Raw genomic sequence first — 24,617 nt, forward strand, 5'->3', positions numbered from 1 at the left:
TCTAGTAATTGCAATAAGAAATAACATGGAAAGCAGAGGTGTTGTGTGAGAGTAATCACGCTTCTGCTTTTTTAAATTATTTGACAATACGAACATCACACTGTGATTACGATCACATTAGCAGTTATGTCCTTATGCTAAAAATTATCTCCAGTTACCAGAGATAATGAGAAAGGTAACTTCCCTCTCGCGGGGGAAGTTACCTTTCTTTTTTTTTGCCTTACGGAAATTGGAGCTAACTATGTCAATCGAATCTCTCAATGCGTTCTCAATGGATTTTTTCTCCCTGAAAGGTAAAACAGCAATTGTTACCGGCGGGAATAGCGGTTTAGGCCAGGCATTTGCCATGGCGTTGGCCAAAGCTGGCGCAAATGTCTTTATTCCTAGTTTCGTCAAAGATAACGGCGAAACAAAGGAAATGATTGAAAAACAGGGCGTTGAAGTTGATTTTATGCAGGTGGATATCACCGCAGAAGGCGCGCCGCAGAAGATTATCGCTGCCTGCTGTGAGCGCTTCGGTACCGTCGATATTCTGGTCAATAATGCCGGTATTTGTAAGCTGAATAAGGTGCTGGACTTTGGTCGTGCCGACTGGGACCCGATGATTGACGTGAACCTGACCGCCGCATTCGAGTTAAGCTACGAAGCGGCAAAAATTATGATCCCGCAGAAAAGCGGTAAAATCATTAATATCTGTTCATTGTTCTCTTACTTAGGTGGTCAATGGTCACCTGCTTATTCTGCCACTAAACATGCTCTTGCCGGATTCACCAAAGCCTATTGCGATGAATTAGGCCAATATAATATTCAGGTGAATGGTATTGCTCCTGGTTATTATGCAACCGATATTACGCTGGCGACCCGTAGTAATCCAGAAACTAACCAGCGTGTTCTTGATCATATTCCGGCAAACCGTTGGGGTGATACTCAGGATTTAATGGGGGCAGCCGTATTCCTCGCAAGTCCGGCATCGAATTATGTCAACGGACATTTATTAGTGGTTGATGGCGGTTATTTAGTGCGCTAATTCATAACGGTGGTTTCTGTTTTCTCTTATTAATAACTATTCCATTTTTATTATCAGGAAGGAATTATTATGTCTTTATCTCGCGTAGCGATTGTCGACCAGCTAAAGGAAATTGTTGGTGCAGATCGCGTTATTACCGATGAAACGGTATTAAAGAAAAACAGTATTGACCGTTTTCGTAAATTTCCGGATATTCATGGAATTTATACTTTGCCGATTCCGGCAGCGGTCGTAAAACTCGGTTCCACAGAACAAGTATCCCGTGTGCTGAATTTTATGAATGCGCACAAAATTAACGGTGTGCCACGTACCGGTGCTTCCGCCACCGAAGGTGGACTGGAAACCGTTGTGGAAAACTCGGTGGTGCTCGACGGCTCCGCCATGAATCAAATCATTAATATTGATATTGAGAATATGCAGGCCACGGCGCAATGTGGCGTTCCGCTGGAGGTGCTGGAAAACGCATTGCGCGAAAAAGGTTACACCACGGGGCATTCTCCGCAGTCAAAGCCGCTGGCGCAGATGGGCGGCTTGGTGGCGACCCGCAGTATCGGGCAGTTCTCCACACTCTACGGCGCAATCGAAGATATGGTCGTTGGTCTGGAAGCGGTGCTGGCAGATGGCACCGTCACACGCATTAAAAACGTGCCACGTCGCGCGGCTGGCCCGGACATTCGTCATATCATCATCGGCAACGAAGGTGCACTGTGCTATATCACTGAAGTCACAGTGAAAATCTTCAAATTTACGCCGGAAAACAATCTCTTCTACGGCTATATCCTGGAAGATATGAAAACCGGCTTCAACATCCTGCGTGAAATCATGGTGGAAGGGTATCGTCCGTCGATTGCTCGTTTGTATGATGCTGAAGATGGCACCCAACACTTCACCCATTTTGCCGACGGCAAATGCGTGCTGATCTTTATGGCTGAAGGTAACCCTCGCATTGCGAAGGCGACGGGTGAAGGGATTGCTGAAATCGTGGCGCGCTACCCGCAGTGCCAGCGCGTGGACAGCAAGCTGATCGAAACCTGGTTTAACAACCTGAACTGGGGACCGGATAAAGTGGCTGCCGAACGTGTGCAGATCCTCAAAACCGGCAACATGGGCTTTACCACTGAAGTGTCCGGCTGCTGGAGCTGCATTCACGAAATCTACGAAAGCGTTATTAACCGTATTCGTACCGAGTTCCCGCACGCCGACGACATCACCATGCTGGGCGGTCACTCCTCTCATAGCTATCAGAACGGCACCAACATGTACTTCGTCTACGACTACAACGTCGTTGACTGTAAGCCGGAAGAGGAAATCGACAAGTACCACAATCCGCTCAACAAAATCATCTGCGAAGAAACCATTCGCCTCGGCGGTTCGATGGTGCATCACCACGGTATCGGTAAACATCGCGTTCACTGGAGCAAACTGGAACACGGCAGCGCGTGGGCGTTGCTGGAAGGGCTGAAAAAGCAGTTCGATCCTAATGGCATTATGAACACGGGTACTATCTATCCGATTGAAAAATAATGTGTCAGGCAGCGTTCCGCGATGACGGTGCGTTGCCTTTTCGGCTTCTCAGGCGAGAAGCCGTTCTTATTACCGGACAATGAAGGGGTAAAGATGAACACTTCACCGGTGCGAATGGATGATTTACCGCTTAACCGTTTTCACTGTCGAATTGCTGCGCTCACTTTCGGCGCACACCTGACCGACGGTTATGTTCTCGGCGTCATTGGTTATGCCATTATTCAGCTTACGCCCGCCATGCAACTGACGCCGTTTATGGCGGGAATGATCGGCGGCTCGGCGTTACTTGGTTTGTTTCTTGGCAGCCTGGTTTTGGGGTGGATCTCCGACCATATCGGGCGGCAAAAAATCTTCACCTTCAGTTTTATGCTGATTACGCTCGCTTCGTTCTTGCAATTTTTTGCCACCACGCCAGAGCATCTTATTGGATTACGCATTTTGATCGGCATTGGTCTGGGAGGCGATTACTCAGTCGGTCACACCTTGCTGGCTGAATTTTCCCCGCGCCGCCATCGCGGTATTTTGCTGGGCGCATTCAGTGTGGTGTGGACCGTAGGCTATGTGCTGGCAAGTATTGCCGGACATCACTTTATTTCCGAAAGCCCGGAGGCCTGGCGCTGGCTGCTGGCATCAGCGGCGTTACCAGCCTTGCTGATTACGCTGCTACGTTGGGGCACGCCGGAATCGCCACGCTGGCTACTGCGCCAGGGGCGTTTTGCAGAAGCTCACGCTATCGTTCATCGCTATTTTGGCCCGCATGTTTTACTGGGCGATGAAGTGGCAACGGCGACCCATAAACACATCAAAACCTTGTTCTCTTCGCGCTACTGGCGGCGCACAGCGTTTAACAGCGTCTTCTTTGTCTGCCTCGTAATCCCATGGTTTGTGATTTATACCTGGCTGCCAACTATCGCCCAGACTATTGGACTGGAAGATGCGCTGACTGCCAGTCTGATGCTTAATGCGTTGTTAATTGTGGGCGCGCTGCTGGGATTAGTTCTGACGCACCTGCTGGCACATCGCAAGTTTTTGCTGGGAAGTTTTTTGCTGCTGGCGGCAACGCTGGTAGTGATGGCCTGTTTGCCTTCCGGCAGTTCATTAACGCTGCTGCTTTTTGTTCTCTTCAGCACCACCATTTCGGCAGTCAGTAATCTGGTGGGCATTTTGCCTGCGGAAAGTTTTCCTACTGACATTCGCTCGCTGGGCGTCGGTTTTGCCACCGCCATGAGTCGGTTGGGGGCGGCGGTAAGTACTGGCCTGCTGCCGTGGGTGCTGGCGCAGTGGGGAATGCAAGCCACCTTATTACTCCTGGCGGCAGTGTTGTTGGTTGGTTTTGTTGTGACCTGGCTATGGGCACCAGAAACCAAAGCACTCCCGCTGGTGGCGGCGGGAAATGTAGGAGGTGCGAATGAACATTCTGTTAGCGTTTAAAGCCGAACCGGATGCCGGAATGCTGGCGGAAAAAGAGTGGCAGGCGGCGGCTCAGGGTAATAGCGGACCGGATGTTTCGCTTCTGCGAAGTTTACTCGGTGCTGATGAACAGGCCGCAGCTGCGCTGCTGTTGGCGCAGAGAAAAAACGGTACGCCGATGTCTTTAACCGCGTTGAGCATGGGGGATGAACGGGCGTTGCACTGGCTGCGCTATCTCATGGCTCTTGGGTTTGAGGAAGCTGTATTGCTGGAGACGGCGGCAGATCTGCGCTTTGCGCCGGAATTTGTCGCTCGCCATATTGCCGAATGGCAGCGTCAGAATCCGCTGGATCTGATAATTACCGGCTGCCAAAGCAGCGAAGGGCAGAATGGGCAAACGCCATTTTTGCTGGCGGAAATGCTGGTCTGGCCCTGCTTCACCCAGGTGGAGCGCTTTACTCTCGACGCACCGTTTATCACCCTCGAACAGCGTACTGAACATGGGGTGCGCTGTTGCCGGGTTCGCTTGCCTGCGGTGATTGCCGTGCGTCAGTGCGGTGAAGTGGCCTTGCCAGTTCCGGGAATGCGCCAGCGAATGGCTGCGGGGAAAGCAGCAATTATCCGTAAAACTGTTGCTGTCGAATTGCCAGCGATGCAGTGTCTGCAACTGGCAAGAGCAGAGCAACGACGCGGAGCGACGCTGATTGGTGGGCAAACGGTAGCAGAAAAAGCGCAAAAGCTATGGCAGGACTATTTACGCCAAAGGATGCAGCCATGAATATCGTAATTGTGACAATAAATCAGGACCATGCCGCAATAGCGAGCTGGCTGGCGGCGCAGGATTTCAGCGGTTGTACCCTGGCACATTGGCAAATAGAACCACAGCCGATGGTTGCGGAACAGGTGCTGGATGCACTGGTGGAACAGTGGCAACGAACGCCTGCGGACGTTGTCCTTTTTCCTCCGGGCGCGTTTGGCGATGAACTGTCGACCCGGCTGGCCTGGCGTTTACATGGTGCAAGCATCTGCCAGGTGACTTCGTTAGATATTCCAACCGTAAGCGTGCGCAAATCCCACTGGGGAAATGCGTTGACGGCGACGCTGCAAACAGACAAACGCCCGCTATGCCTTTCGCTGGCACGTCAGGCGGGAGCAGATAAAAACGCCACGTTGCCCTCTGGGATGCAGCAACTGAACATTGTCCCAGGTGTGCTTCCCGACTGGCTGGTTAGCATAGAAAATCTGAAAAATGTTATCCGCGACCCATTAGCTGAAGCCAGACGGGTGCTGGTGGTGGGGCAGGGCGGAGAGGCAGATAACCAGGAAATCGCTATGCTGGCAGAAAAGATGGGAGCCGAAGTGGGCTACAGTCGGGCACGAGTGATGAACGGTGGCGTTGATGCCGAAAAAGTGATTGGTATTTCCGGACATCTGCTGGCACCTGAGGTGTGTATTGTTGTTGGCGCTTCCGGCGCAGCAGCGTTAATGGCGGGCGTACGCAATAGCAAGTTTGTGGTGGCGATTAATCATGACGCCAGTGCAGCGGTATTTTCACAGGCAGATGTTGGCGTAGTTGATGACTGGAAAGTGGTGCTGGAGGCACTGGTGACAAACATTCACGCAGATTGCCAATAACGTGCTGCCGGATGATCCTGCCGATGGTTCTGGGCTGGGGACTTGTAGGCCTGATAAGACGCGTCAAGCGTCGCATCAGGCGCTGAATGTCGGATGTGGCGTGCAGCCTACAAATCACACCAAATTCAACTTGTTACGATTATCCCGTCAAAGCAATTTTTTCGCTAACGTCCAGACCCCAGTATTCGTGGTGGAAAGCGCCACAACACCCGCGTTAATCGCATTACGCGCATCTTCTTCATCGCACACCAGCCCGCCAGCAATCAGCGGTTGGCGGATTTTCTCCGTCACCCAGCCCAGCACTTTAGGCATGCAGCCTGGCAGGATCTCAATACAATCCGGATTCGATTGCGCAACTTGCTTATCAATGTTGTGAAACGAAATCGAATCAACAATAAACAGTCGATGAATACAGAAAAAACCTTCCGCTCTTGCTGCTTTCAGCATTGAGGCTTTGGTACTGATAATTCCGTCCGCCTCGGTTACCAGTTTCAAAAACTGAATCACCACTTCTTTATTTGACGCGCCTTCCAGCAAATCAACATGAATAAAAGCATATTTCCCGGCGTTCTTAATCTTTTTAACGATATTACTAATGGTGCAGATATTGCCGTACAACACGGAAATAAACTGGCATTCAGAGTCGATTGCCAGTTGCAGGCTGGCATTATCTTTAACGGCAGCAATCACCGGATTCTGGCGGAGCAGGTGTAAGAGGGGCATAAATTATCCTTATTATTTATCCAAAGCGGTAGGTGATGCCGAATCCGGAAGGCGGATAGCGCCACTGTTGTAGTGTTGATTCGTCGCACAGCAAACGGCAGGTGCCACACTCCAGGCAGCCGTGATAATCAACACGTAAGCCACCTTCAGGTGTGAGCGAAAAAAGACCTGCTGGACAGGCGTTAATCAACCGTTGTGCCGTCTGGCGCTCAACGGAGTCAGTCGGAACAATGTGCGGCGCATCAGCAGCGCGCCAGAGATTACGGGCTACAGACATCGCAGACTCCTGATAACATCGCCCGTCAGATGCCACAGGCCGTGACGACGTAAATGACGCCAGAGCAACTGGCGCAGCGGTGGAACAGGTGTATTCCCCTGATCCCATAAATCACGGGAAATATCCTGCATTAACCCAGGCCACACCCGATACCAGCCAGGACGTTGCAAAAGCGCCGGAACATGCTGATAACGCTGTAGAACATCCCACAGCAGGCTGCGCTCTACGTTGTGATGATAAAGCGGAAACAGATTTTGCGGCTCGCGGTGTTGGCAGGCGCTTATCAGCGTTTGTGCCGCCGCCTGCGCGCCAGTTAGCGCCATATCCATGCCGCGCACGGAAATTCCGGTATTGACGCAACTGCGCAACGCATCGCCCACCAGCAGCCAGCCGTTACCGGCGTATTGCACCGGCATACTGCGCAGGCCACCTTCTGGCACCAGATGCGCACCATACTCCAGTAATTCCGTGTTTTTGATAAGCGGGCGCACTGCCGGATGCGTTTTAAAGCGAGTCAGCAGCTCGCTTGCCGGAACACTACTTTGCGTAAGGGAGGAGAGCGGGCAAACAATCCCTAACGAGAGCGTTTGTTGATTAGTATAAAGAAATGCGCCGCCGGGTAAGTCATCACAGATCCCGCCGCTGAACAACAACGCTGCGCCTTCGTTATTCTCCAGATGAAAACGTTCTTCAATAGCGGATGGTTCCAGCGTCAGCACTTCTTTGATTCCCAATGCCATCGCTTCGCCAGCAGGACGAGTCACTAACCCGTGGCGTTCCGCCAGGACGCTGTTGGCACCTTCTGCCAGCACCACATAACGGGCGTGAAGAATATCGTCACCACAAATGACACCACACACCCTGCCGTTTTCTTCATACAGTGCATCTACCGTCGCACCGGGGATGCATTCGACACCTTCTTTTTCGGCTTCGGCAACCAGCCACGGATCGAATCGTGCACGTAATACACTCCAGGATTCACCGCCGGGCTGTAAGCTGGAAAACGTCGTTGCGCCATCTGGCGTTAACAGAGAAAGACTTTCGTGAGTGATGCGTCGTTCAAGGGGCGCGGTCAGGTGAAATTGCGGGAGGAGTTCCGCGAGCGCATGGGTATATAAACGCCCGCCGGAAAGATTTTTGCTGCCGGGAATCTCCGCTCGTTCCAGTAACAAAACGGATAAACCCGCTCGCGCGCAGCGTAACGCGCAAGCGGTGCCAGCAATTCCGGCACCGATAATAATAATGTCGCAGTCGTCTTCCATGTCATGCCCCAGATATCCAGAACACAACACCCTAACATAGCGTTACTTAAGGGAAATTGACCGCCGACACACTCTTATCATTCGCCGCGATAGATACAACCTGCGGTGCAGGTTTCTTTTACCATCACCGCACTTAACAGCGGCACAACGGGTTTAACCTGATCCCAAATCCATTTTGCTAAAACTTCGCTGGTTGGGTTTTCCAGACCTGGAATATCATTGAGATAATGGTGATCGAGGCGCTCATAAGTTGGTTTAAACGCCGCTTTCAGTTCAGCGAAATCGATAATCCAGCCCGTATGCGGATCGACTTCCCCGGTAATTTCCAGTCGCACCATAAAGGAATGCCCGTGCAGGCGACCACATTTATGCCCTTGTGGGACGTGCGGCAAGCGGTGAGCGGCTTCGAAGGTGAAATCTTTAAATAACGTGGTGGACATCATAATTTCTCTACATGACGATAAAACCGCCGTAGAGTACCGGAAAGGCTGTTTTTTCGCATTATCTAAAACGACTTTGTTGCGCAAAATCGCTGATTTATCTTATTGATGGGCAATATTCATTTGTTTTTCATTGGGTTGGTTAATCTATTTTGTTGTTAAAGACTATTGCTAAAACAGGTTAGTCGATTTGGTTATTAGTTATCGCTATCCCGTCTTTAATCCACACCGTTCACCCCGTTAACCTTACCTTCTCTTCTGTTTTATGGGCGCTGACAGGGCGCAGAAACAGCTTTGCTTACTGGAACATAACGACGCATGACGACACAGGTCCCACCTTCCGCGTTGCTTCCGTTGAACCCGGAGCAACTGGCACGCCTTCAGGCGGCCACGACCGATTTAACTCCTACCCAGCTTGCCTGGGTTTCTGGCTATTTCTGGGGCGTGCTCAACCAGCAGCCTGCTGCGCTTGCAGCGACGCCAGCGCCCGCCGCAGAAATGCCGGGTATAACTATTATCTCCGCCTCGCAAACTGGCAATGCGCGTCGGGTTGCTGAAGCATTACGCGATGATTTATTAGCGGCAAAACTGAACGTTAAGCTGGTGAACGCGGGCGACTATAAATTCAAACAAATCGCCAGCGAAAAACTGCTTATCGTGGTGACGTCAACGCAAGGGGAAGGGGAACCGCCGGAAGAAGCCGTCGCGCTGCATAAGTTCCTGTTCTCCAAAAAAGCGCCAAAGCTGGAAAACACCGCGTTTGCCGTGTTTAGCCTCGGCGATAGCTCTTATGAATTTTTCTGCCAGTCCGGGAAAGATTTTGACAGTAAGCTGGCGGAACTGGGCGGTGAACGCCTGCTCGACCGTGTCGATGCCGACGTTGAATACCAGGCTGCTGCCAGCGAGTGGCGCGCCCGCGTGGTTGATGCGCTTAAATCGCGTGCGCCTGTCGCGGCACCTTCGCAATCCGTCGCTACTGGCACGGTAAATGAAATCCACACCAGCCCGTATAGCAAAGACGCGCCGCTGGTGGCGAGCCTCTCTGTTAACCAGAAAATTACCGGGCGTAACTCTGAAAAAGACGTTCGTCACATTGAAATTGACTTAGGTGACTCTGACCTGCGTTACCAGCCGGGTGACGCGCTGGGCGTCTGGTATCAAAACGATCCGGCACTGGTGAAAGAACTTGTCGAACTGCTGTGGCTGAAAGGCGATGAACCTGTCACCGTCGAGGGCAAAACGTTGCCTCTGAACGAAGCGCTACAGTGGCACTTCGAACTGACCGTCAACACCGCCAACATTGTTGAGAACTATGCCACGCTTACCCGCAGCGAAACGCTGCTGCCGCTGGTGGGCGATAAAGCGAAGTTACAGCATTACGCCGCGACGACGCCGATTGTCGACATGGTGCGTTTCTCTCCGGCGCAACTGGATGCCGAAGCGCTGATTAATCTGCTGCGCCCACTGACCCCGCGCCTGTATTCCATCGCCTCCTCGCAGGCGGAAGTCGAGAACGAAGTGCACGTTACCGTTGGTGTGGTGCGTTACGACGTGGAAGGCCGCGCCCGTGCCGGTGGTGCCTCCAGCTTCCTCGCGGATCGTGTGGAAGAAGAGGGTGAAGTCCGCGTATTTATCGAACATAACGACAACTTCCGCCTGCCAACCAATCCGGAAACCCCGGTGATCATGATTGGCCCTGGCACCGGCATCGCGCCGTTCCGTGCCTTTATGCAGCAGCGTGCCGCCGACGAAGCGCCGGGTAAAAACTGGCTATTCTTTGGCAACCCACACTTTACGGAAGATTTCCTCTACCAGGTGGAATGGCAGCGTTACGTCAAAGAAGGCGTGCTGACGCGCATCGATCTCGCCTGGTCGCGCGATCAAAAAGAAAAAATTTACGTACAAGACAAACTGCGCGAACAGGGCGCAGAGCTGTGGCGCTGGATCAATGACGGTGCCCACATTTATGTCTGCGGCGACGCTAATCGCATGGCGAAAGACGTTGAGCAGGCACTTCTGGAAGTGATTGCCGAATTTGGTGGCATGGACACCGAAGCGGCGGATGAATTTTTAAGTGAGCTGCGCGTAGAGCGCCGTTATCAGCGAGATGTCTACTAATGAGCGAAAAACATCCAGGGCCTTTAGTGGTCGAAGGAAAACTGACAGACGCCGAGCGCATGAAGCTTGAAAGCAACTACCTGCGCGGCACCATTGCGGAAGATTTAAACGACGGTCTGACCGGCGGCTTTAAGGGCGATAACTTCCTGCTGATCCGCTTCCACGGCATGTATCAGCAGGATGACCGCGACATTCGCGCCGAACGTGCTGAACAGAAGCTGGAGCCGCGCCACGCGATGCTGCTTCGCTGTCGTCTGCCGGGTGGGGTGATTACCACTAAACAGTGGCAGGCGATCGACAAATTTGCCGGTGAAAACACCATCTATGGCAGCATTCGCCTGACCAACCGCCAGACGTTTCAGTTCCACGGCATTCTGAAAAAGAACGTCAAACCGGTGCACCAGATGCTGCACTCGGTCGGTCTTGATGCGCTGGCGACCGCCAACGACATGAACCGTAACGTACTCTGCACCTCGAACCCTTACGAGTCGCAGCTGCATGCGGAAGCATATGAATGGGCGAAGAAAATTTCTGAACATCTGCTGCCTCGTACCCGCGCGTATGCGGAGATCTGGCTCGATCAGGAAAAAGTCGCCACTACTGATGAAGAGCCGATCCTTGGTCAGACCTACCTGCCGCGTAAGTTCAAAACCACGGTAGTGATCCCGCCGCAGAACGATATCGATCTGCACGCCAACGACATGAACTTCGTGGCGATCGCCGAAAACGGCAAGCTGGTGGGCTTTAACCTGCTGGTGGGCGGTGGGCTTTCCATCGAACACGGCAACAAGAAAACCTACGCCCGCACGGCGAGTGAGTTTGGCTATCTGCCGCTGGAGCATACGCTGGCGGTGGCGGAAGCCGTCGTGACAACTCAGCGTGACTGGGGTAACCGAACCGATCGTAAAAATGCCAAAACCAAATACACGCTGGAGCGCGTAGGGGTTGAGACGTTTAAAGCGGAAGTTGAACGTCGCGCGGGGATCAAATTCGAGCCGATTCGCCCGTATGAGTTTACCGGACGCGGCGATCGTATTGGCTGGGTTAAGGGCATTGATGATAACTGGCACCTGACGCTGTTTATCGAAAATGGTCGAATTCTTGATTATCCGGGGCGCCCGCTGAAAACCGGCTTGCTGGAGATCGCGAAGATCCACAAAGGTGATTTCCGCATTACGGCGAACCAGAATCTGATCATCGCCGGCGTGCCGGAAAGCGAGAAAGCGAAGATCGAGAAGATCGCCAAAGAAAGCGGGTTAATGAATGCCGTCACGCCGCAGCGTGAAAACTCAATGGCCTGCGTGTCATTCCCGACTTGCCCGCTGGCGATGGCGGAAGCGGAGCGTTTCCTGCCGTCTTTTATCGACAACATCGATAATTTAATGGCGAAACATGGTGTCAGCGATGAGCATATCGTGATGCGTGTAACAGGCTGCCCGAACGGTTGTGGTCGCGCGATGCTGGCGGAAGTGGGTCTGGTGGGGAAAGCGCCGGGTCGCTACAACCTGCATCTTGGCGGCAACCGCATTGGGACACGTATCCCACGGATGTATAAAGAAAACATCACCGAGCCGGAAATCCTGGCGTCGCTTGATGAACTGATAGGGCGCTGGGCGAAAGAGCGCGAAGCGGGTGAAGGCTTCGGCGACTTTACGGTGCGTGCGGGCATCATTCGCCCGGTGCTCGATCCGGCGCGCGATTTGTGGGATTAACCATCAGCCCGGTCTTGTAGGCCTGATAAGACGTGTGAGCGTTGCATCAGGCAAGGCAAACAGTGAGGAACTTATGTCCAAACTCGATCTAAACGCCCTGAACGAACTGCCAAAGGTAGACCGGATTCTGGCGCTGGCGGAAACTAACGCCCAACTGGAAAAACTGGACGCTGAAGGCCGCGTAGCCTGGGCGCTGGATAATCTGCCCGGTGAATATGTACTTTCTTCCAGCTTTGGCATTCAGGCGGCGGTGAGCCTGCATCTGGTGAATCAGATTCGCCCGGATATTCCAGTGATCCTCACCGATACCGGCTATCTGTTCCCGGAAACCTACCGCTTTATTGACGAGTTAACGGACAAACTCAAGCTCAACCTGAAAGTGTATCGTGCTACCGAAAGCGCCGCCTGGCAGGAAGCACGCTACGGCAAACTGTGGGAGCAGGGCGTTGAAGGCATTGAAAAGTACAATGACATCAACAAAGTCGAACCGATGAACCGGGCGCTGAAAGAACTGAATGCGCAAACCTGGTTTGCTGGCCTGCGCCGTGAACAATCCGGCAGCCGCGCCAATTTACCGGTGCTGGCAATTCAGCGTGGCGTATTTAAAGTGCTGCCGATTATCGACTGGGATAACCGAACTATTTATCAGTACCTGCAAAAACATGGCCTGAAATATCACCCATTATGGGATGAAGGATATTTATCGGTGGGCGATACCCATACAACCCGTAAATGGGAACCCGGCATGGCGGAAGAAGAAACGCGTTTCTTTGGCTTAAAAAGGGAATGTGGATTACACGAAGGGTAAATATTGCCGGATAAATTAAACGCCTCTGTCAGAAATGATGGAGGCGTTTTTATTTTTTGCGAGCAGCATTCCGGCATTTAAAGGTGAACATCGCAGGGAAAATTAACAGGTATAGAATGGCATTGGGTGCTTGAGGCTGTCTGGCGTTAAGCATTCGCAAGGTTCCAGATGGACAAAAGCCCCAGGCGATATTTCTATCAACCTGAGGCTCGCGTTCGAACGTAGCAATTCGGATGTTAGTCTCTTCTTTGCAGGGAGGCAAGACATGCTGACAAAATATGCCCTTGTGGCAATCATCGTACTGTGTTGTACAGTACTGGGATTCACGTTGATGGTAGGCGACTCGTTGTGTGAGTTGAGTATCAGAGAACGTGGTATGGAGTTTAAGGCAGTTCTCGCTTACGAATCGAAGAAGTAGCCACCACGCGGGGTAAAACCCCGCGTACTGAATTGTGATGGTTTGGCCTCCTGCACCCCTTTTTTATACTCTGTTTCTGGTGGCATTGATTTCCTGCAGGCAAGGGAGTAATCATTTCAAACCCATTAAGATGCCTTCGCCAGCTCCTTCACCAACGGTAGCATTATCCGCATAACATCACGGCAGCGACGTTCTATTCTTCCAGGAAGTGCCTTATCAATATGCTGTTGATTATCCAGTCTTACGTCATGCCAGCTATTTCCCGCAGGGAATGCGGCTGTTTTTGCTCGTTGCTGATAACCATCCTTATTGCCAAGATTCCAGTTAGTCGCTTCCACCGAAAGTACAGCAATACCGGCTTTGTCGAATATTTCTGCGTCATTACAACACCCGGTGCCTTTCGGATAGTTTTTATTCAAACCTGGATTTGTGGTGGCGGCAATTCCATGGCTGCGGGCAATTGCCAGCGCCCGGTCGCGCGTTAATTTCCTTACTGCTTCAGGGGTTTTTACACCGCTGTTGAAATACAATTTATCGCCAACAATTAAGTTATCGAGATTAATCACCAGCAGCGTATTTTTCTTTTCGGTGTCACTCATCCGCTTGAGTAAATTCTCAGCGCCTAATTTTCCTTCCTCTTCGCCGCTGGTCGCCACAAATCGAATACCATACTCGGTAGGCGTATTTTTCAGGCGCTCGGCCAGTTCCAGCATGACACCTAAACCTGCGGCGTTATCATCCATTCCTTGTAACGTCAGCCCGCCGAGATTGGCATCGGCGTCAGCATCGCTCAGCGGGGCGTAAGTATCCAGATGCGCCATAATGATGATCTGCTGCGGCGTTTTGCCTTCATGAGCGGCAATCACCGTACTTCCCGTCACGTTATGCCAGCTCTTGCGATTATCGCGGGCGGTATAAATATACCGACTATTAAATGTCCGAATATCACTGCGATAACCCATTTGCTGAAACTGTTGGCGAATATAATCGGCAGATAACATTTCTGCAGGAGTTCCGGTCATGCGTCCCGGAAAGAAAGTAGCAATATGTCGTGCCTGGGTATTAGCAAAATCGCCAGGTTTAGGTGACGAGGCGTGTACGGGGAGAATAAAGCATACGCCGAGCGCCAGGGCAGCGGTACGGTGGCGCAATGCGGAAAACATAGTGAGTCCTTAAATACCATGCAAATTTTTTTACCGCCATAGTATGAAACTGCCGCTGCGCTAAAACAATTTCAAATCTTCCTAAACGCCCGAAATCCGGTGCCTTAAGCACTTTTTGATATTAGCTTTGCCAAATCGTTATTCCGTTAAGGAACTACTCATTCTAATTGGTAATTTCATTCGTTCTCTTACGCTCCCTATAGTCGAAACATCTGATGGCAAGAAAATAGCGGTATTGCAAAGGAACGGTTATGGATCAAAAACGACTTACCCACCTGCGGCAACTGGAGGCGGAAAGCATCCACATTATTCGCGAGGTGGCGGCAGAATTCTCAAATCCGGTGATGCTCTACTCTATCGGTAAAGATTCCAGCGTCATGCTGCATCTGGCGCGCAAGGCGTTTTATCCAGGTACGCTGCCTTTCCCGTTGCTGCATGTCGATACCGGCTGGAAATTCCGCGAGATGTATGAGTTCCGCGATCGTACGGCTAAAGCCTACGGCTGCGAGCTGCTGGTGCATAAAAACCCGGAAGGCGTAGCGATGGGGATTAATCCATTCGTTCATGGCAGCGCGAAACATACCGATATTATGAAAACTGAAGGCCTGAAACAGGCGCTGAACAAATACGGTTTTGATGCCGCCTTCGGTGGTGCGCGCCGCGACGAAGAGAAATCCCGCGCTAAAGAGCGAATCTACTCTTTCCGTGACCGCTTCCATCGCTGGGATCCGAAAAATCAGCGCCCGGAGCTGTGGCACAACTACAACGGGCAAATTAACAAAGGCGAAAGCATCCGCGTCTTCCCGCTCTCTAACTGGACCGAGCAGGATATCTGGCAATACATCTGGCTGGAAAATATTGACATTGTTCCACTGTATCTCGCTGCGGAACGTCCGGTTCTGGAACGCGACGGTATGTTGATGATGATTGATGACAACCGTATCGACCTGCAACCGGGCGAAGTGATTAAAAAACGGATGGTGCGTTTCCGTACGCTGGGCTGCTGGCCGCTGACCGGCGCGGTGGAGTCAAACGCACAAACACTGCCGGAGATCATCGAAGAGATGCTGGTTTCCACCACCAGTGAACGTCAGGGCCGCGTAATTGACCGCGACCAGGCGGGGTCTATGGAGCTGAAAAAACGTCAGGGGTATTTTTAAGATGAACACCGCACTTGCACAACAAATCGCCAATGAAGGCGGCGTCGAAGCCTGGATGATTGCGCAACAACATAAAAGCCTGCTGCGTTTTCTGACCTGTGGTAGCGTCGATGACGGCAAAAGTACCCTGATTGGTCGCCTGCTACACGATACCCGCCAAATCTACGAAGATCAGCTCTCATCGCTGCATAACGACAGTAAGCGTCACGGCACCCAGGGCGAAAAGCTGGATCTGGCACTGCTGGTGGACGGCCTGCAAGCTGAGCGCGAACAGGGCATCACCATTGACGTGGCTTACCGCTATTTCTCTACCGAGAAGCGTAAATTTATTATCGCCGACACCCCAGGGCACGAGCAGTACACCCGCAATATGGCGACTGGCGCATCGACATGTGAACTGGCGATCTTACTGATCGATGCCCGTAAAGGCGTGCTCGATCAAACCCGTCGTCACAGTTTTATCTCCACACTGTTGGGGATCAAACATCTGGTCGTGGCGATCAACAAAATGGATCTGGTGGATTACAGTGAAGAGACGTTCACCCGTATTCGTGAAGATTATCTGACCTTTGCCGGGCAGCTGCCGGGTAATCTGGATATCCGCTTTGTGCCGCTCTCCGCACTGGAAGGCGACAACGTGGCTTCGCAAAGTGAAAGTATGCCGTGGTACAGCGGTCCGACACTGCTCGAAGTGCTGGAAACCGTGGAGATCCAGCGAGTGGTGGATGCTCAGCCAATGCGCTTCCCGGTGCAGTACGTTAACCGTCCGAATCTCGATTTTCGTGGCTACGCCGGAACGCTGGCATCCGGTCGTGTGGAAGTCGGGCAACGTGTCAAAGTGCTGCCCTCTGGTGTGGAATCAAACGTCGCGCGGATCGTGACCTTTGATGGCGATCGCGAAGAAGCCTTTGCCGGAGAAGCGATCACCCTGGTGCTGACGGATGAGATCGACATCAGCCGTGGCGATCTGCTGCTGGCGGCAGACGAAGTGTTACCGGCTGTGCAGAGCGCGTCGGTGGATGTGGTATGGATGGCGGAACAGCCGCTTTCCCCGGGCCAGAGTTACGACATCAAAATTGCCGGTAAGAAGACGCGTGCTCGTGTTGATGGCATTCGTTATCAGGTTGATATCAATAACCTTACCCAACGCGAAGTTGAAAACCTGCCGCTGAACGGCATCGGCCTGGTAGATCTCACCTTTGACGAGCCACTGGTGTTAGATCGTTATCAGCAAAACCCGGTTACCGGTGGGCTGATTTTTATCGATCGCCTGAGTAATGTGACCGTAGGTGCCGGTATGGTGCACGAACCAGTTAGCCAGGCAACTGCTGCGCCATCTGAATTCAGTGCATTCGAACTGGAATTGAATGCCCTGGTTCGCCGCCATTTCCCGCATTGGGGTGCGCGCGATTTACTGGGAGATAAATAATGGCTCTGCATGACGAAAACGTCGTCTGGCATAGCCACCCAGTAACTCTGCAACAACGCGAACAGCACCACGGTCATCGTGGTGTTGTGCTGTGGTTTACCGGCCTCTCTGGTTCCGGTAAATCAACCGTCGCGGGGGCGCTGGAGGAGGCGTTACATAAACTTGGCGTCAGTACGTATCTGCTGGATGGCGACAACGTTCGCCACGGATTATGCAGCGATCTCGGTTTTAGCGATGCCGACCGTAAAGAGAATATCCGTCGCGTCGGTGAAGTGGCGAATTTGATGGTTGAAGCCGGACTGGTGGTGCTGACCGCATTTATCTCGCCACACCGCGCCGAACGCCAGATGGTTCGCGAACGCGTAGGAGAAGGGCGCTTTATCGAAGTGTTTGTCGATACGCCGCTGGCGATTTGCGAAGCCCGCGATCCAAAAGGTTTATATAAGAAAGCGCGTGCCGGTGAACTGCGCAACTTTACGGGAATAGATTCCGTTTACGAAGCGCCTGAATCGGCAGAAATTCATCTCAATGGTGAACAATTAGTAACAAATTTGGTACAGCAATTATTAGATCTGTTGAGACAGAACGATATTATCAGATCCTGAGACACCACCGGGTTTCATGCCCGGTTCGTCAAAGTAACAGGATCAGATATGCGTAACAGCCACAACATTACATTAACAAATAACGACAGCCTTACTGAGGTTGAAGACACCACATGGTCGCTGCCAGGCGCTGTGGTTGGTTTTTTATCGTGGCTGTGCGCGTTGGCAATTCCGATGTTGATTTATGGCTCTAACACGCTGCTCTTTTTTATCTACACCTGGCCTTTCTTTCTGGCGCTGATGCCCGTCGCTGTAGTGGTGGGGATTGCACTGCATTCATTGATGGACGGAAAGCTACGCTACAGTATTGTTTTCACTCTGGCGACGGTTGGCATTATGTTTGGTGCACTGTTTATGTGGCTATTGGGTTAATTGTTCTTTCCCGTCTATTCTGTTCATAATTCAATCCGTAACTAATAATGAGATTATTTTCTGCACGCCCTGGGTATACGTAACAATGGACAAATGTGGTACATTTGCCCGCGTTGTCGCGGTATCCCCAACAGAGGATGTAGAGTCGTCTTCGGATGCATGGGATGAAGATGCCGTTTTTCAGGGGGCAGGATGGGTAAACTAACGCTGCTGTTGCTGGCTATTCTGGTCTGGCTACAGTATTCGCTGTGGTTCGGTAAGAACGGTATACATGACTATACTCGCGTCAATAATGATGTGGCGGCACAGCAAGCTACAAACGCGAAACTTAAAGCGCGAAACGATCAGCTTTTTGCCGAAATTGACGATCTCAATGGCGGCCAGGAGGCGCTCGAAGAGCGTGCGCGTAATGAACTCAGCATGACCAGGCCGGGCGAAACGTTTTATCGTCTGGTGCCTGACGCGTCAAAGCGCGCACAGTCTGCGGGGCAAAACAATCGATAAATCAGCCCGGGAATTAACATGGCAACCACTCATTTGGATGTTTGCGCCGTGGTTCCGGCGGCCGGATTTGGCCGCCGAATGCAAACGGAATGTCCTAAGCAATATCTCTCAATCGGTAATCAAACCATTCTTGAACACTCGGTGCATGCGCTGCTGGCGCATCCCCGGGTGAAACGTGTCGTCATTGCCATAAGTCCTGGCGATAGCCGCTTTGCACAACTTCCTCTGGCGAATCATCCACGAATCACGGTTGTTGATGGTGGTGAAGAGCGTGCCGATTCCGTGCTGGCAGGTCTGAAAGCCGCTGGCGACGCGCAGTGGGTATTGGTGCATGACGCCGCTCGTCCTTGTCTGCATCAGGATGACCTCGCGCGATTGTTGGCGTTGAGCGAAACCAGCCGCACGGGAGGGATCCTCGCTGCGCCGGTGCGCGATACGATGAAACGTGCCGAACCGGGCAAAAATGCCATTGCTCATACCGTTGATCGCAACGGCTTATGGCACGCGCTGACGCCGCAATTTTTCCCTCGTGAGCTGTTACATGACTGCCTGACGCGCGCTCTAAATGAAGGCGCTACCATTACCGATGAGGCCTCGGCGCTGGAATATTGCGGTTTTCATCCGCAACTTGTTGAAGGCCGCGCGGATAACATCAAGGTAACGCGCCCGGAGGATTTGGCGCTGGCCGAATTTTACCTCACCCGAACCATCCATCAGGAGAATACATAATGCGAATTGGACACGGTTTTGACGTACACGCCTTTGGCGGTGAAGGCCCAATTATCATTGGTGGCGTACGCATTCCTTACGAAAAAGGGCTGCTGGCGCATTCTGATGGCGACGTGGCGCTGCATGCGTTGACCGATGCATTGCTTGGCGCGGCGGCGCTGGGAGATATAGGCAAGCTGTTCCCGGATACCGATCCGGCATTTAAAGGTGCCGACAGCCGCGAGCTGTTGCGCGAAGCCTGGCGTCGTATTCAGGCGAAAGGTTATGCCCTCGGCAACGTCGATGTCACTATCATCGCTCAGGCACCGAAGATGTTGCCGCACATTCCACAAATGCGCGTGTTTATTGCCGAAGATCTCGGCTGCCATATGGATGATGTTAACGTGAAAGCCACTACTACGGAAAAACTGGGATTTACCGGACGTGGGGAAGGGATTGCCTGTGAAGCGGTGGCGCTACTCATTAAGGCAACAAAATGATTGAGTTTGATAATCTCACTTACCTCCACGGTAAACCGCAAGGCACCGGGCTGCTGAAAGCCAATCCGGAAGACTTTGTGGTGGTGGAAGATTTGGGCTTTGAGCCTGATGGTGAAGGTGAGCATATTCTGGTTAGAATCCTCAAAAATGGCTGCAATACCCGTTTTGTGGCGGATGCACTGGCGAAATTCCTGAAAATTCATGCCCGTGAAGTCAGCTTCGCTGGGCAAAAAGATAAACATGCTGTTACGGAACAGTGGTTATGCGCTCGCGTGCCGGGCAAAGAGATGCCCGATCTGAGCGCCTTTCAACTGGAAGGCTGCCAGGTGCTGGAGTATGCGCGGCACAAGCGCAAGCTGCGTTTAGGCGCGCTGAAAGGTAACGCCTTTACCCTGGTTCTGCGCGAAGTGAGCAATCGCGATGACGTTGAACAACGTCTGATCGATATTTGCGTAAAAGGTGTACCGAACTACTTCGGTGCCCAACGTTTTGGGATTGGCGGTAGCAACTTGCAGGGCGCGCTGCGCTGGGCGCAAACCAATACTCCGGTGCGCGATCGCAATAAACGGAGTTTTTGGTTGTCGGCAGCCCGCAGTGCGTTGTTTAATCAGATTGTTGCTGAGCGCCTCAAAAAAGCAGACGTTAATCAAGTTGTTGACGGCGATGCGCTACAATTAGCCGGACGTGGTAGCTGGTTTGTTGCAACCACCGAAGAACTGGCGGAATTACAGCGTCGCGTCAACGATAAAGAGCTAATGATAACCGCCGCATTGCTGGGCAGTGGCGAATGGGGAACTCAGCGTGAAGCGCTGGCATTCGAACAAGCAGCTGTCGCCGAAGAAACTGAATTACAAACTTTACTGGTGCGTGAAAAAGTTGAAGCCGCGCGCAGAGCGATGCTGCTGTATCCGCAACAATTAAGCTGGAACTGGTGGGATGACGTCACCGTAGAAATCCGTTTCTGGCTTCCGGCGGGAAGTTTTGCAACCAGCGTTGTCAGGGAACTTATCAACACAACAGGTGATTATGCGCATATTGCTGAGTAATGATGACGGGGTACATGCACCCGGTATACAAACGCTGGCGAAAGCCTTGCGTGAGTTTGCTGACGTTCAGGTGGTCGCCCCCGATCGTAACCGCAGCGGCGCTTCTAATTCTCTGACACTGGAATCTTCCCTGCGCACGTTTACCTTTGAAAATGGTGATATTGCTGTGCAAATGGGAACCCCGACCGATTGCGTCTATCTTGGCGTAAATGCTCTGATGCGCCCGCGCCCGGACATTGTTGTGTCCGGAATTAACGCCGGGCCGAATCTGGGGGATGATGTTATTTATTCCGGTACGGTAGCGGCCGCGATGGAAGGCCGTCATTTAGGTTTTCCGGCGCTTGCCGTCTCGCTTGACGGGCATAAACATTACGACACTGCCGCGGCGGTAACCTGCTCAATTTTGCGCGCATTGTGTAAAGAGCCGCTGCGCACCGGGCGTATTCTTAATATTAACGTTCCGGATTTACCATTGGATCAAATCAAAGGTATTCGCGTGACGCGCTGCGGTACACGACATCCGGCAGATCAGGTGATCCCGCAGCAAGATCCGCGCGGCAATACGCTGTACTGGATTGGCCCGCCGGGCGGTAAATGTGATGCCGGTCCGGGGACCGATTTTGCTGCGGTAGATGAGGGCTATGTTTCCATCACGCCGCTGCATGTGGATTTAACTGCGCATAGCGCGCAAGATGTGGTTTCAGACTGGTTAAACAGCGTGGGAGTTGGCACGCAATGGTAAGCAGACGCGTACAAGCACTTCTGGATCAATTACGTGCGCAAGGTATTCAGGATGAGCAGGTGCTGAATGCACTTGCCGCCGTGCCGCGTGAAAAATTCGTTGATGAAGCGTTTGAACAAAAAGCCTGGGACAATATCGCCTTGCCGATAGGTCAGGGGCAGACAATTTCGCAGCCGTATATGGTGGCGCGAATGACCGAATTACTCGAGCTAACGCCGCAGTCGCGGGTGCTGGAAATTGGCACTGGTTCGGGATATCAAACTGCAATCCTGGCGCATCTTGTCCAGCATGTTTGCTCGGTTGAACGGATTAAAGGCTTGCAGTGGCAGGCGCGTCGCCGCCTGAAAAATCTTGATTTACATAATGTTTCAACCCGTCATGGCGATGGATGGCAAGGTTGGCAGGCACGCGCGCCGTTTGACGCTATCATTGTTACGGCGGCACCGCCTGAAATTCCAACTGCGCTAATGACGCAGCTGGACGAAGGCGGGATTCTCGTCTTACCCGTAGGGGAGGAGCACCAGTATTTGAAACGGGTGCGTCGTCGGGGAGGCGAATTTATTATCGATACCGTGGAGGCCGTGCGCTTTGTCCCTTTAGTGAAGGGTGAGCTGGCTTAAAACGTGAGGAAATACCTGGATTTTTCCTGGTTATTTTGCCGCAAGTCAGCGTATCGTGAACATCTTTTCCAGTGTTCAGTATGGTGCCTTGCACGGTAATTATGTCACTGGTTATTAACCAATTTTTCCTGGGGGATAAATGAGCGCGGGAAGCCCAAAATTCACCGTTCGCCGCATTGCGGCATTGTCACTGGTTTCGCTATGGCTGGCAGGCTGTTCTGACACTTCAAATCCACCGGCACCGGTCAGCTCCGTTAATGGCAATGCGCCCGCAAATACCAATTCTGGTATGTTGATTACGCCGCCGCCGAAAATGGGGACGACGTCTACAGCGCAGCAACCGCAAATTCAGCCGGTACAGCAGCCACAAATTCAGGCTACTCAACAACCGCAAATCCAGCCTGTGCAGCCAGTAGCTCAGCAGCCGGTACAGATGGAAAACGGACGAATCGTCTACAACCGTCAGTATGGGAACATTCCGAAAGGCAGTTATAGCGGCAGTACATACACCGTGAAAAAAGGCGACACGCTTTTCTATATCGCCTGGATTACTGGCAACGATTTCCGTGACCTTGCTCAGCGCAACAATATTCAGGCACCATACGCGCTGAACGTCGGTCAGACCTTACAGGTGGGTAATGCTTCCGGTACGCCAATCACAGGCGGAAATGCCATTACCCAGGCCGACGCAGCAGAGCAAGGAGTTGTGATCAAGCCTGCACAAAATTCCACCGTTGCTGTTGCGTCGCAACCGACAATTACGTATTCTGAGTCTTCGGGTGAACAGAGTGCTAACAAAATGTTGCCGAACAACAAGCCAACTGCGACCACGGTCACAGTGCCTGTAACGGTACCAACAGCAAGCACAACCGAGCCGACTGTCAGCAGTACATCAACCAGTACGCCTATCTCCACCTGGCGCTGGCCGACTGAGGGCAAAGTGATCGAAACCTTTGGCGCTTCTGAGGGGGGCAACAAGGGGATTGATATCGCAGGCAGCAAAGGACAGGCAATTATCGCGACCGCAGATGGCCGCGTTGTTTATGCCGGTAACGCGCTGCGCGGCTACGGTAATCTGATTATCATCAAACATAATGATGATTACCTGAGTGCCTACGCCCATAACGACACAATGCTGGTCCGGGAACAACAAGAAGTGAAGGCGGGGCAAAAAATAGCAACCATGGGTAGCACCGGAACCAGTTCAACACGCTTGCATTTTGAAATTCGTTACAAGGGGAAATCCGTAAACCCGCTGCGTTATTTGCCGCAGCGATAAATCGGCGGAACCAGGCTTTTGCTTGAATGTTCCGTCAAGGGATCACGGGTAGGAGCCACCTTATGAGTCAGAATACGCTGAAAGTTCATGATTTAAATGAAGATGCGGAATTTGATGAGAACGGAGTTGAGGTTTTTGACGAAAAGGCCTTAGTAGAAGAGGAACCCAGTGATAACGATTTGGCCGAAGAGGAACTGTTATCGCAGGGAGCCACACAGCGTGTGCTGGACGCGACTCAGCTTTACCTTGGTGAGATTGGTTATTCACCACTGTTAACGGCCGAAGAAGAAGTTTATTTTGCGCGTCGCGCACTGCGTGGAGATGTCGCCTCTCGCCGCCGGATGATCGAGAGTAACTTGCGTCTGGTGGTAAAAATTGCCCGCCGTTATGGCAATCGTGGTCTGGCGTTGCTGGACCTGATCGAAGAGGGCAACCTGGGGCTGATCCGCGCGGTAGAGAAGTTTGACCCGGAACGTGGTTTCCGCTTCTCAACATACGCAACCTGGTGGATTCGCCAGACGATCGAACGGGCGATTATGAACCAAACCCGTACTATTCGTTTGCCGATTCACATCGTAAAGGAGCTGAACGTTTACCTGCGAACCGCACGTGAGTTGTCCCATAAGCTGGACCACGAACCAAGTGCGGAAGAGATCGCAGAGCAACTGGATAAGCCAGTTGATGACGTCAGCCGTATGCTTCGTCTTAACGAGCGCATTACCTCGGTAGACACCCCGCTGGGTGGTGATTCCGAAAAAGCATTGCTGGACATCCTGGCCGATGAAAAAGAGAATGGTCCGGAAGATACCACGCAAGATGACGATATGAAGCAGAGCATCGTCAAATGGCTGTTCGAGCTGAACGCCAAACAGCGTGAAGTGCTGGCACGTCGATTCGGTTTGCTGGGGTACGAAGCGGCAACACTGGAAGATGTAGGTCGTGAAATTGGCCTCACCCGTGAACGTGTTCGCCAGATTCAGGTTGAAGGCCTGCGCCGTTTGCGCGAAATCCTGCAAACGCAGGGGCTGAATATCGAAGCGTTGTTCCGCGAATAAGTAAGCATCTGTCAGAAAGGCCAGTCTCAAGCGAGGCTGGCTTTTTTTCTTTTGGTACATGTTGAACTGTTATCGGATAC

Annotated in this window: 26 protein-coding genes; 21 read left to right on the forward strand and 5 right to left on the reverse strand. The window is 52.2% G+C overall.

Translation table 11 applies throughout. From position 1 onward, the window contains the following. Positions 1-241 precede the first annotated feature (241 nt). The 5 genes from ACJHX4_RS20990 to ACJHX4_RS21010 all read left to right on the forward strand — a co-directional run bounded on the left by ACJHX4_RS20990 (position 242) and on the right by ACJHX4_RS21010 (position 5,596). The gene (locus ACJHX4_RS20990) at positions 242-1,027 is read left to right on the forward strand and encodes an SDR family oxidoreductase (RefSeq protein ID WP_000021342.1); all 786 of its coding nucleotides are present in this window, start codon (positions 242-244) and stop codon (positions 1,025-1,027) included. A gap of 69 nt (positions 1,028-1,096) precedes the next feature. Continuing rightward, on the forward strand, positions 1,097-2,551 hold the full coding sequence (locus ACJHX4_RS20995) for an FAD-binding oxidoreductase (protein ID WP_000059422.1): 1,455 nt from the start codon (positions 1,097-1,099) through the stop codon (positions 2,549-2,551). A gap of 21 nt (positions 2,552-2,572) precedes the next feature. After that, positions 2,573-3,982, forward strand: coding sequence for an MFS transporter (locus ACJHX4_RS21000; RefSeq protein WP_000218265.1), 1,410 nt, complete (start codon positions 2,573-2,575; stop codon positions 3,980-3,982). Next, positions 3,960-4,739, forward strand: coding sequence for an electron transfer flavoprotein subunit beta/FixA family protein (locus ACJHX4_RS21005; protein WP_001296325.1), 780 nt, complete (start codon positions 3,960-3,962; stop codon positions 4,737-4,739). Before ACJHX4_RS21000 ends, ACJHX4_RS21005 begins: the two co-directional genes overlap by 23 nt. Next, the gene (locus ACJHX4_RS21010) at positions 4,736-5,596 is read left to right on the forward strand and encodes an electron transfer flavoprotein subunit alpha/FixB family protein (protein ID WP_001296324.1); all 861 of its coding nucleotides are present in this window, start codon (positions 4,736-4,738) and stop codon (positions 5,594-5,596) included. The genes ACJHX4_RS21005 and ACJHX4_RS21010 overlap by 4 nt, the downstream gene beginning before the upstream one ends. Before the next feature lie 147 nt (positions 5,597-5,743). Here the strand turns inward: ACJHX4_RS21010 and ACJHX4_RS21015 are convergent, their stop codons facing one another. The 4 genes from ACJHX4_RS21015 to queD form a co-directional block, all read right to left on the reverse strand. Then, entirely contained in the window at positions 5,744-6,319 is a 576-nt protein-coding gene (locus ACJHX4_RS21015) for a glycerol-3-phosphate responsive antiterminator (RefSeq protein ID WP_001130266.1), read from the reverse strand. Between the two features lie 16 nt (positions 6,320-6,335). Then, positions 6,336-6,596, reverse strand: coding sequence for a ferredoxin family protein (locus ACJHX4_RS21020; RefSeq protein WP_000109516.1), 261 nt, complete (start codon positions 6,594-6,596; stop codon positions 6,336-6,338). Then, positions 6,587-7,858, reverse strand: coding sequence for an FAD-dependent oxidoreductase (locus tag ACJHX4_RS21025; RefSeq protein WP_001296323.1), 1,272 nt, complete (start codon positions 7,856-7,858; stop codon positions 6,587-6,589). The genes ACJHX4_RS21020 and ACJHX4_RS21025 overlap by 10 nt, the downstream gene beginning before the upstream one ends. Positions 7,859-7,935: 77 nt before the next feature. After that, on the reverse strand, positions 7,936-8,298 hold the full coding sequence (queD, locus tag ACJHX4_RS21030; protein ID WP_000108301.1) for a 6-carboxytetrahydropterin synthase QueD: 363 nt from the start codon (positions 8,296-8,298) through the stop codon (positions 7,936-7,938). 318 nt (positions 8,299-8,616) lie between these two features. Between queD and cysJ the strand changes: the two genes are divergently transcribed. From cysJ to ACJHX4_RS21050, 4 genes are all read left to right on the forward strand, one after another. Next, the gene (cysJ, locus tag ACJHX4_RS21035; protein WP_000211915.1) at positions 8,617-10,416 is read left to right on the forward strand and encodes an NADPH-dependent assimilatory sulfite reductase flavoprotein subunit; all 1,800 of its coding nucleotides are present in this window, start codon (positions 8,617-8,619) and stop codon (positions 10,414-10,416) included. Continuing rightward, a complete protein-coding gene (gene cysI / locus ACJHX4_RS21040; RefSeq protein ID WP_001290706.1) occupies positions 10,416-12,128 on the forward strand; it encodes an assimilatory sulfite reductase (NADPH) hemoprotein subunit in 1,713 nt (570 codons plus the stop codon). Before cysJ ends, cysI begins: the two co-directional genes overlap by 1 nt. Before the next feature lie 73 nt (positions 12,129-12,201). Continuing rightward, the gene (gene cysH, locus ACJHX4_RS21045) at positions 12,202-12,936 is read left to right on the forward strand and encodes a phosphoadenosine phosphosulfate reductase (protein ID WP_000039862.1); all 735 of its coding nucleotides are present in this window, start codon (positions 12,202-12,204) and stop codon (positions 12,934-12,936) included. Between the two features lie 265 nt (positions 12,937-13,201). Next, positions 13,202-13,354, forward strand: a complete 153-nt coding sequence (locus ACJHX4_RS21050; protein WP_000956458.1) for a Hok/Gef family protein — start codon at positions 13,202-13,204, stop codon at positions 13,352-13,354. A gap of 125 nt (positions 13,355-13,479) precedes the next feature. On the opposite strand, the gene iap is transcribed toward ACJHX4_RS21050, so the two are convergent. Then, positions 13,480-14,517: an alkaline phosphatase isozyme conversion aminopeptidase gene (gene iap / locus ACJHX4_RS21055; RefSeq protein WP_000490439.1), complete on the reverse strand. Its 1,038-nt coding sequence runs from the start codon at positions 14,515-14,517 to the stop codon at positions 13,480-13,482. A 251-nt stretch (positions 14,518-14,768) separates the two neighbouring features. On the opposite strand from iap, the gene cysD reads away from it, so the two are divergent. The 12 genes from cysD to rpoS all read left to right on the forward strand — a co-directional run bounded on the left by cysD (position 14,769) and on the right by rpoS (position 24,537). Then, a complete protein-coding gene (cysD, locus tag ACJHX4_RS21060) occupies positions 14,769-15,677 on the forward strand; it encodes a sulfate adenylyltransferase subunit CysD (RefSeq protein WP_000372392.1) in 909 nt (302 codons plus the stop codon). A gap of 1 nt (position 15,678) precedes the next feature. Beyond that, positions 15,679-17,106, forward strand: a complete 1,428-nt coding sequence (gene cysN, locus ACJHX4_RS21065) for a sulfate adenylyltransferase subunit CysN (RefSeq protein ID WP_001090370.1) — start codon at positions 15,679-15,681, stop codon at positions 17,104-17,106. Next, positions 17,106-17,711: an adenylyl-sulfate kinase gene (gene cysC, locus ACJHX4_RS21070; protein WP_001173651.1), complete on the forward strand. Its 606-nt coding sequence runs from the start codon at positions 17,106-17,108 to the stop codon at positions 17,709-17,711. Before cysN ends, cysC begins: the two co-directional genes overlap by 1 nt. 48 nt (positions 17,712-17,759) lie before the next feature. Beyond that, positions 17,760-18,083 carry a DUF3561 family protein gene (locus ACJHX4_RS21075; protein ID WP_001246113.1) on the forward strand — a complete coding sequence of 108 codons (324 nt, stop codon included), beginning with the start codon at positions 17,760-17,762 and terminating at the stop codon, positions 18,081-18,083. 192 nt (positions 18,084-18,275) lie between these two features. Beyond that, entirely contained in the window at positions 18,276-18,587 is a 312-nt protein-coding gene (gene ftsB / locus ACJHX4_RS21080; RefSeq protein ID WP_000517479.1) for a cell division protein FtsB, read from the forward strand. An 18-nt stretch (positions 18,588-18,605) separates the two neighbouring features. After that, the gene (gene ispD / locus ACJHX4_RS21085; protein ID WP_000246149.1) at positions 18,606-19,316 is read left to right on the forward strand and encodes a 2-C-methyl-D-erythritol 4-phosphate cytidylyltransferase; all 711 of its coding nucleotides are present in this window, start codon (positions 18,606-18,608) and stop codon (positions 19,314-19,316) included. Further along, the gene (gene ispF / locus ACJHX4_RS21090) at positions 19,316-19,795 is read left to right on the forward strand and encodes a 2-C-methyl-D-erythritol 2,4-cyclodiphosphate synthase (RefSeq protein WP_001219237.1); all 480 of its coding nucleotides are present in this window, start codon (positions 19,316-19,318) and stop codon (positions 19,793-19,795) included. The genes ispD and ispF overlap by 1 nt, the downstream gene beginning before the upstream one ends. Beyond that, positions 19,792-20,841: a tRNA pseudouridine(13) synthase TruD gene (gene truD / locus ACJHX4_RS21095; RefSeq protein WP_000568920.1), complete on the forward strand. Its 1,050-nt coding sequence runs from the start codon at positions 19,792-19,794 to the stop codon at positions 20,839-20,841. The genes ispF and truD overlap by 4 nt, the downstream gene beginning before the upstream one ends. Continuing rightward, entirely contained in the window at positions 20,822-21,583 is a 762-nt protein-coding gene (surE, locus tag ACJHX4_RS21100; RefSeq protein WP_001295182.1) for a 5'/3'-nucleotidase SurE, read from the forward strand. The genes truD and surE overlap by 20 nt, the downstream gene beginning before the upstream one ends. Continuing rightward, positions 21,577-22,203, forward strand: coding sequence for a protein-L-isoaspartate O-methyltransferase (gene pcm / locus ACJHX4_RS21105; RefSeq protein ID WP_000254708.1), 627 nt, complete (start codon positions 21,577-21,579; stop codon positions 22,201-22,203). Before surE ends, pcm begins: the two co-directional genes overlap by 7 nt. A gap of 184 nt (positions 22,204-22,387) precedes the next feature. Then, on the forward strand, positions 22,388-23,482 hold the full coding sequence (nlpD, locus tag ACJHX4_RS21110; RefSeq protein ID WP_306278776.1) for a murein hydrolase activator NlpD: 1,095 nt from the start codon (positions 22,388-22,390) through the stop codon (positions 23,480-23,482). 62 nt (positions 23,483-23,544) lie between these two features. After that, positions 23,545-24,537 carry an RNA polymerase sigma factor RpoS gene (gene rpoS / locus ACJHX4_RS21115; protein ID WP_000081550.1) on the forward strand — a complete coding sequence of 331 codons (993 nt, stop codon included), beginning with the start codon at positions 23,545-23,547 and terminating at the stop codon, positions 24,535-24,537. The last annotated feature ends 80 nt before the right edge of the window (positions 24,538-24,617 follow it).

Origin of the sequence: Escherichia sp. WS2035 (assembly GCF_046487065.1) — a bacterium.
GTDB classification, from domain to species: Bacteria; Pseudomonadota; Gammaproteobacteria; order Enterobacterales; family Enterobacteriaceae; genus Escherichia; species Escherichia coli.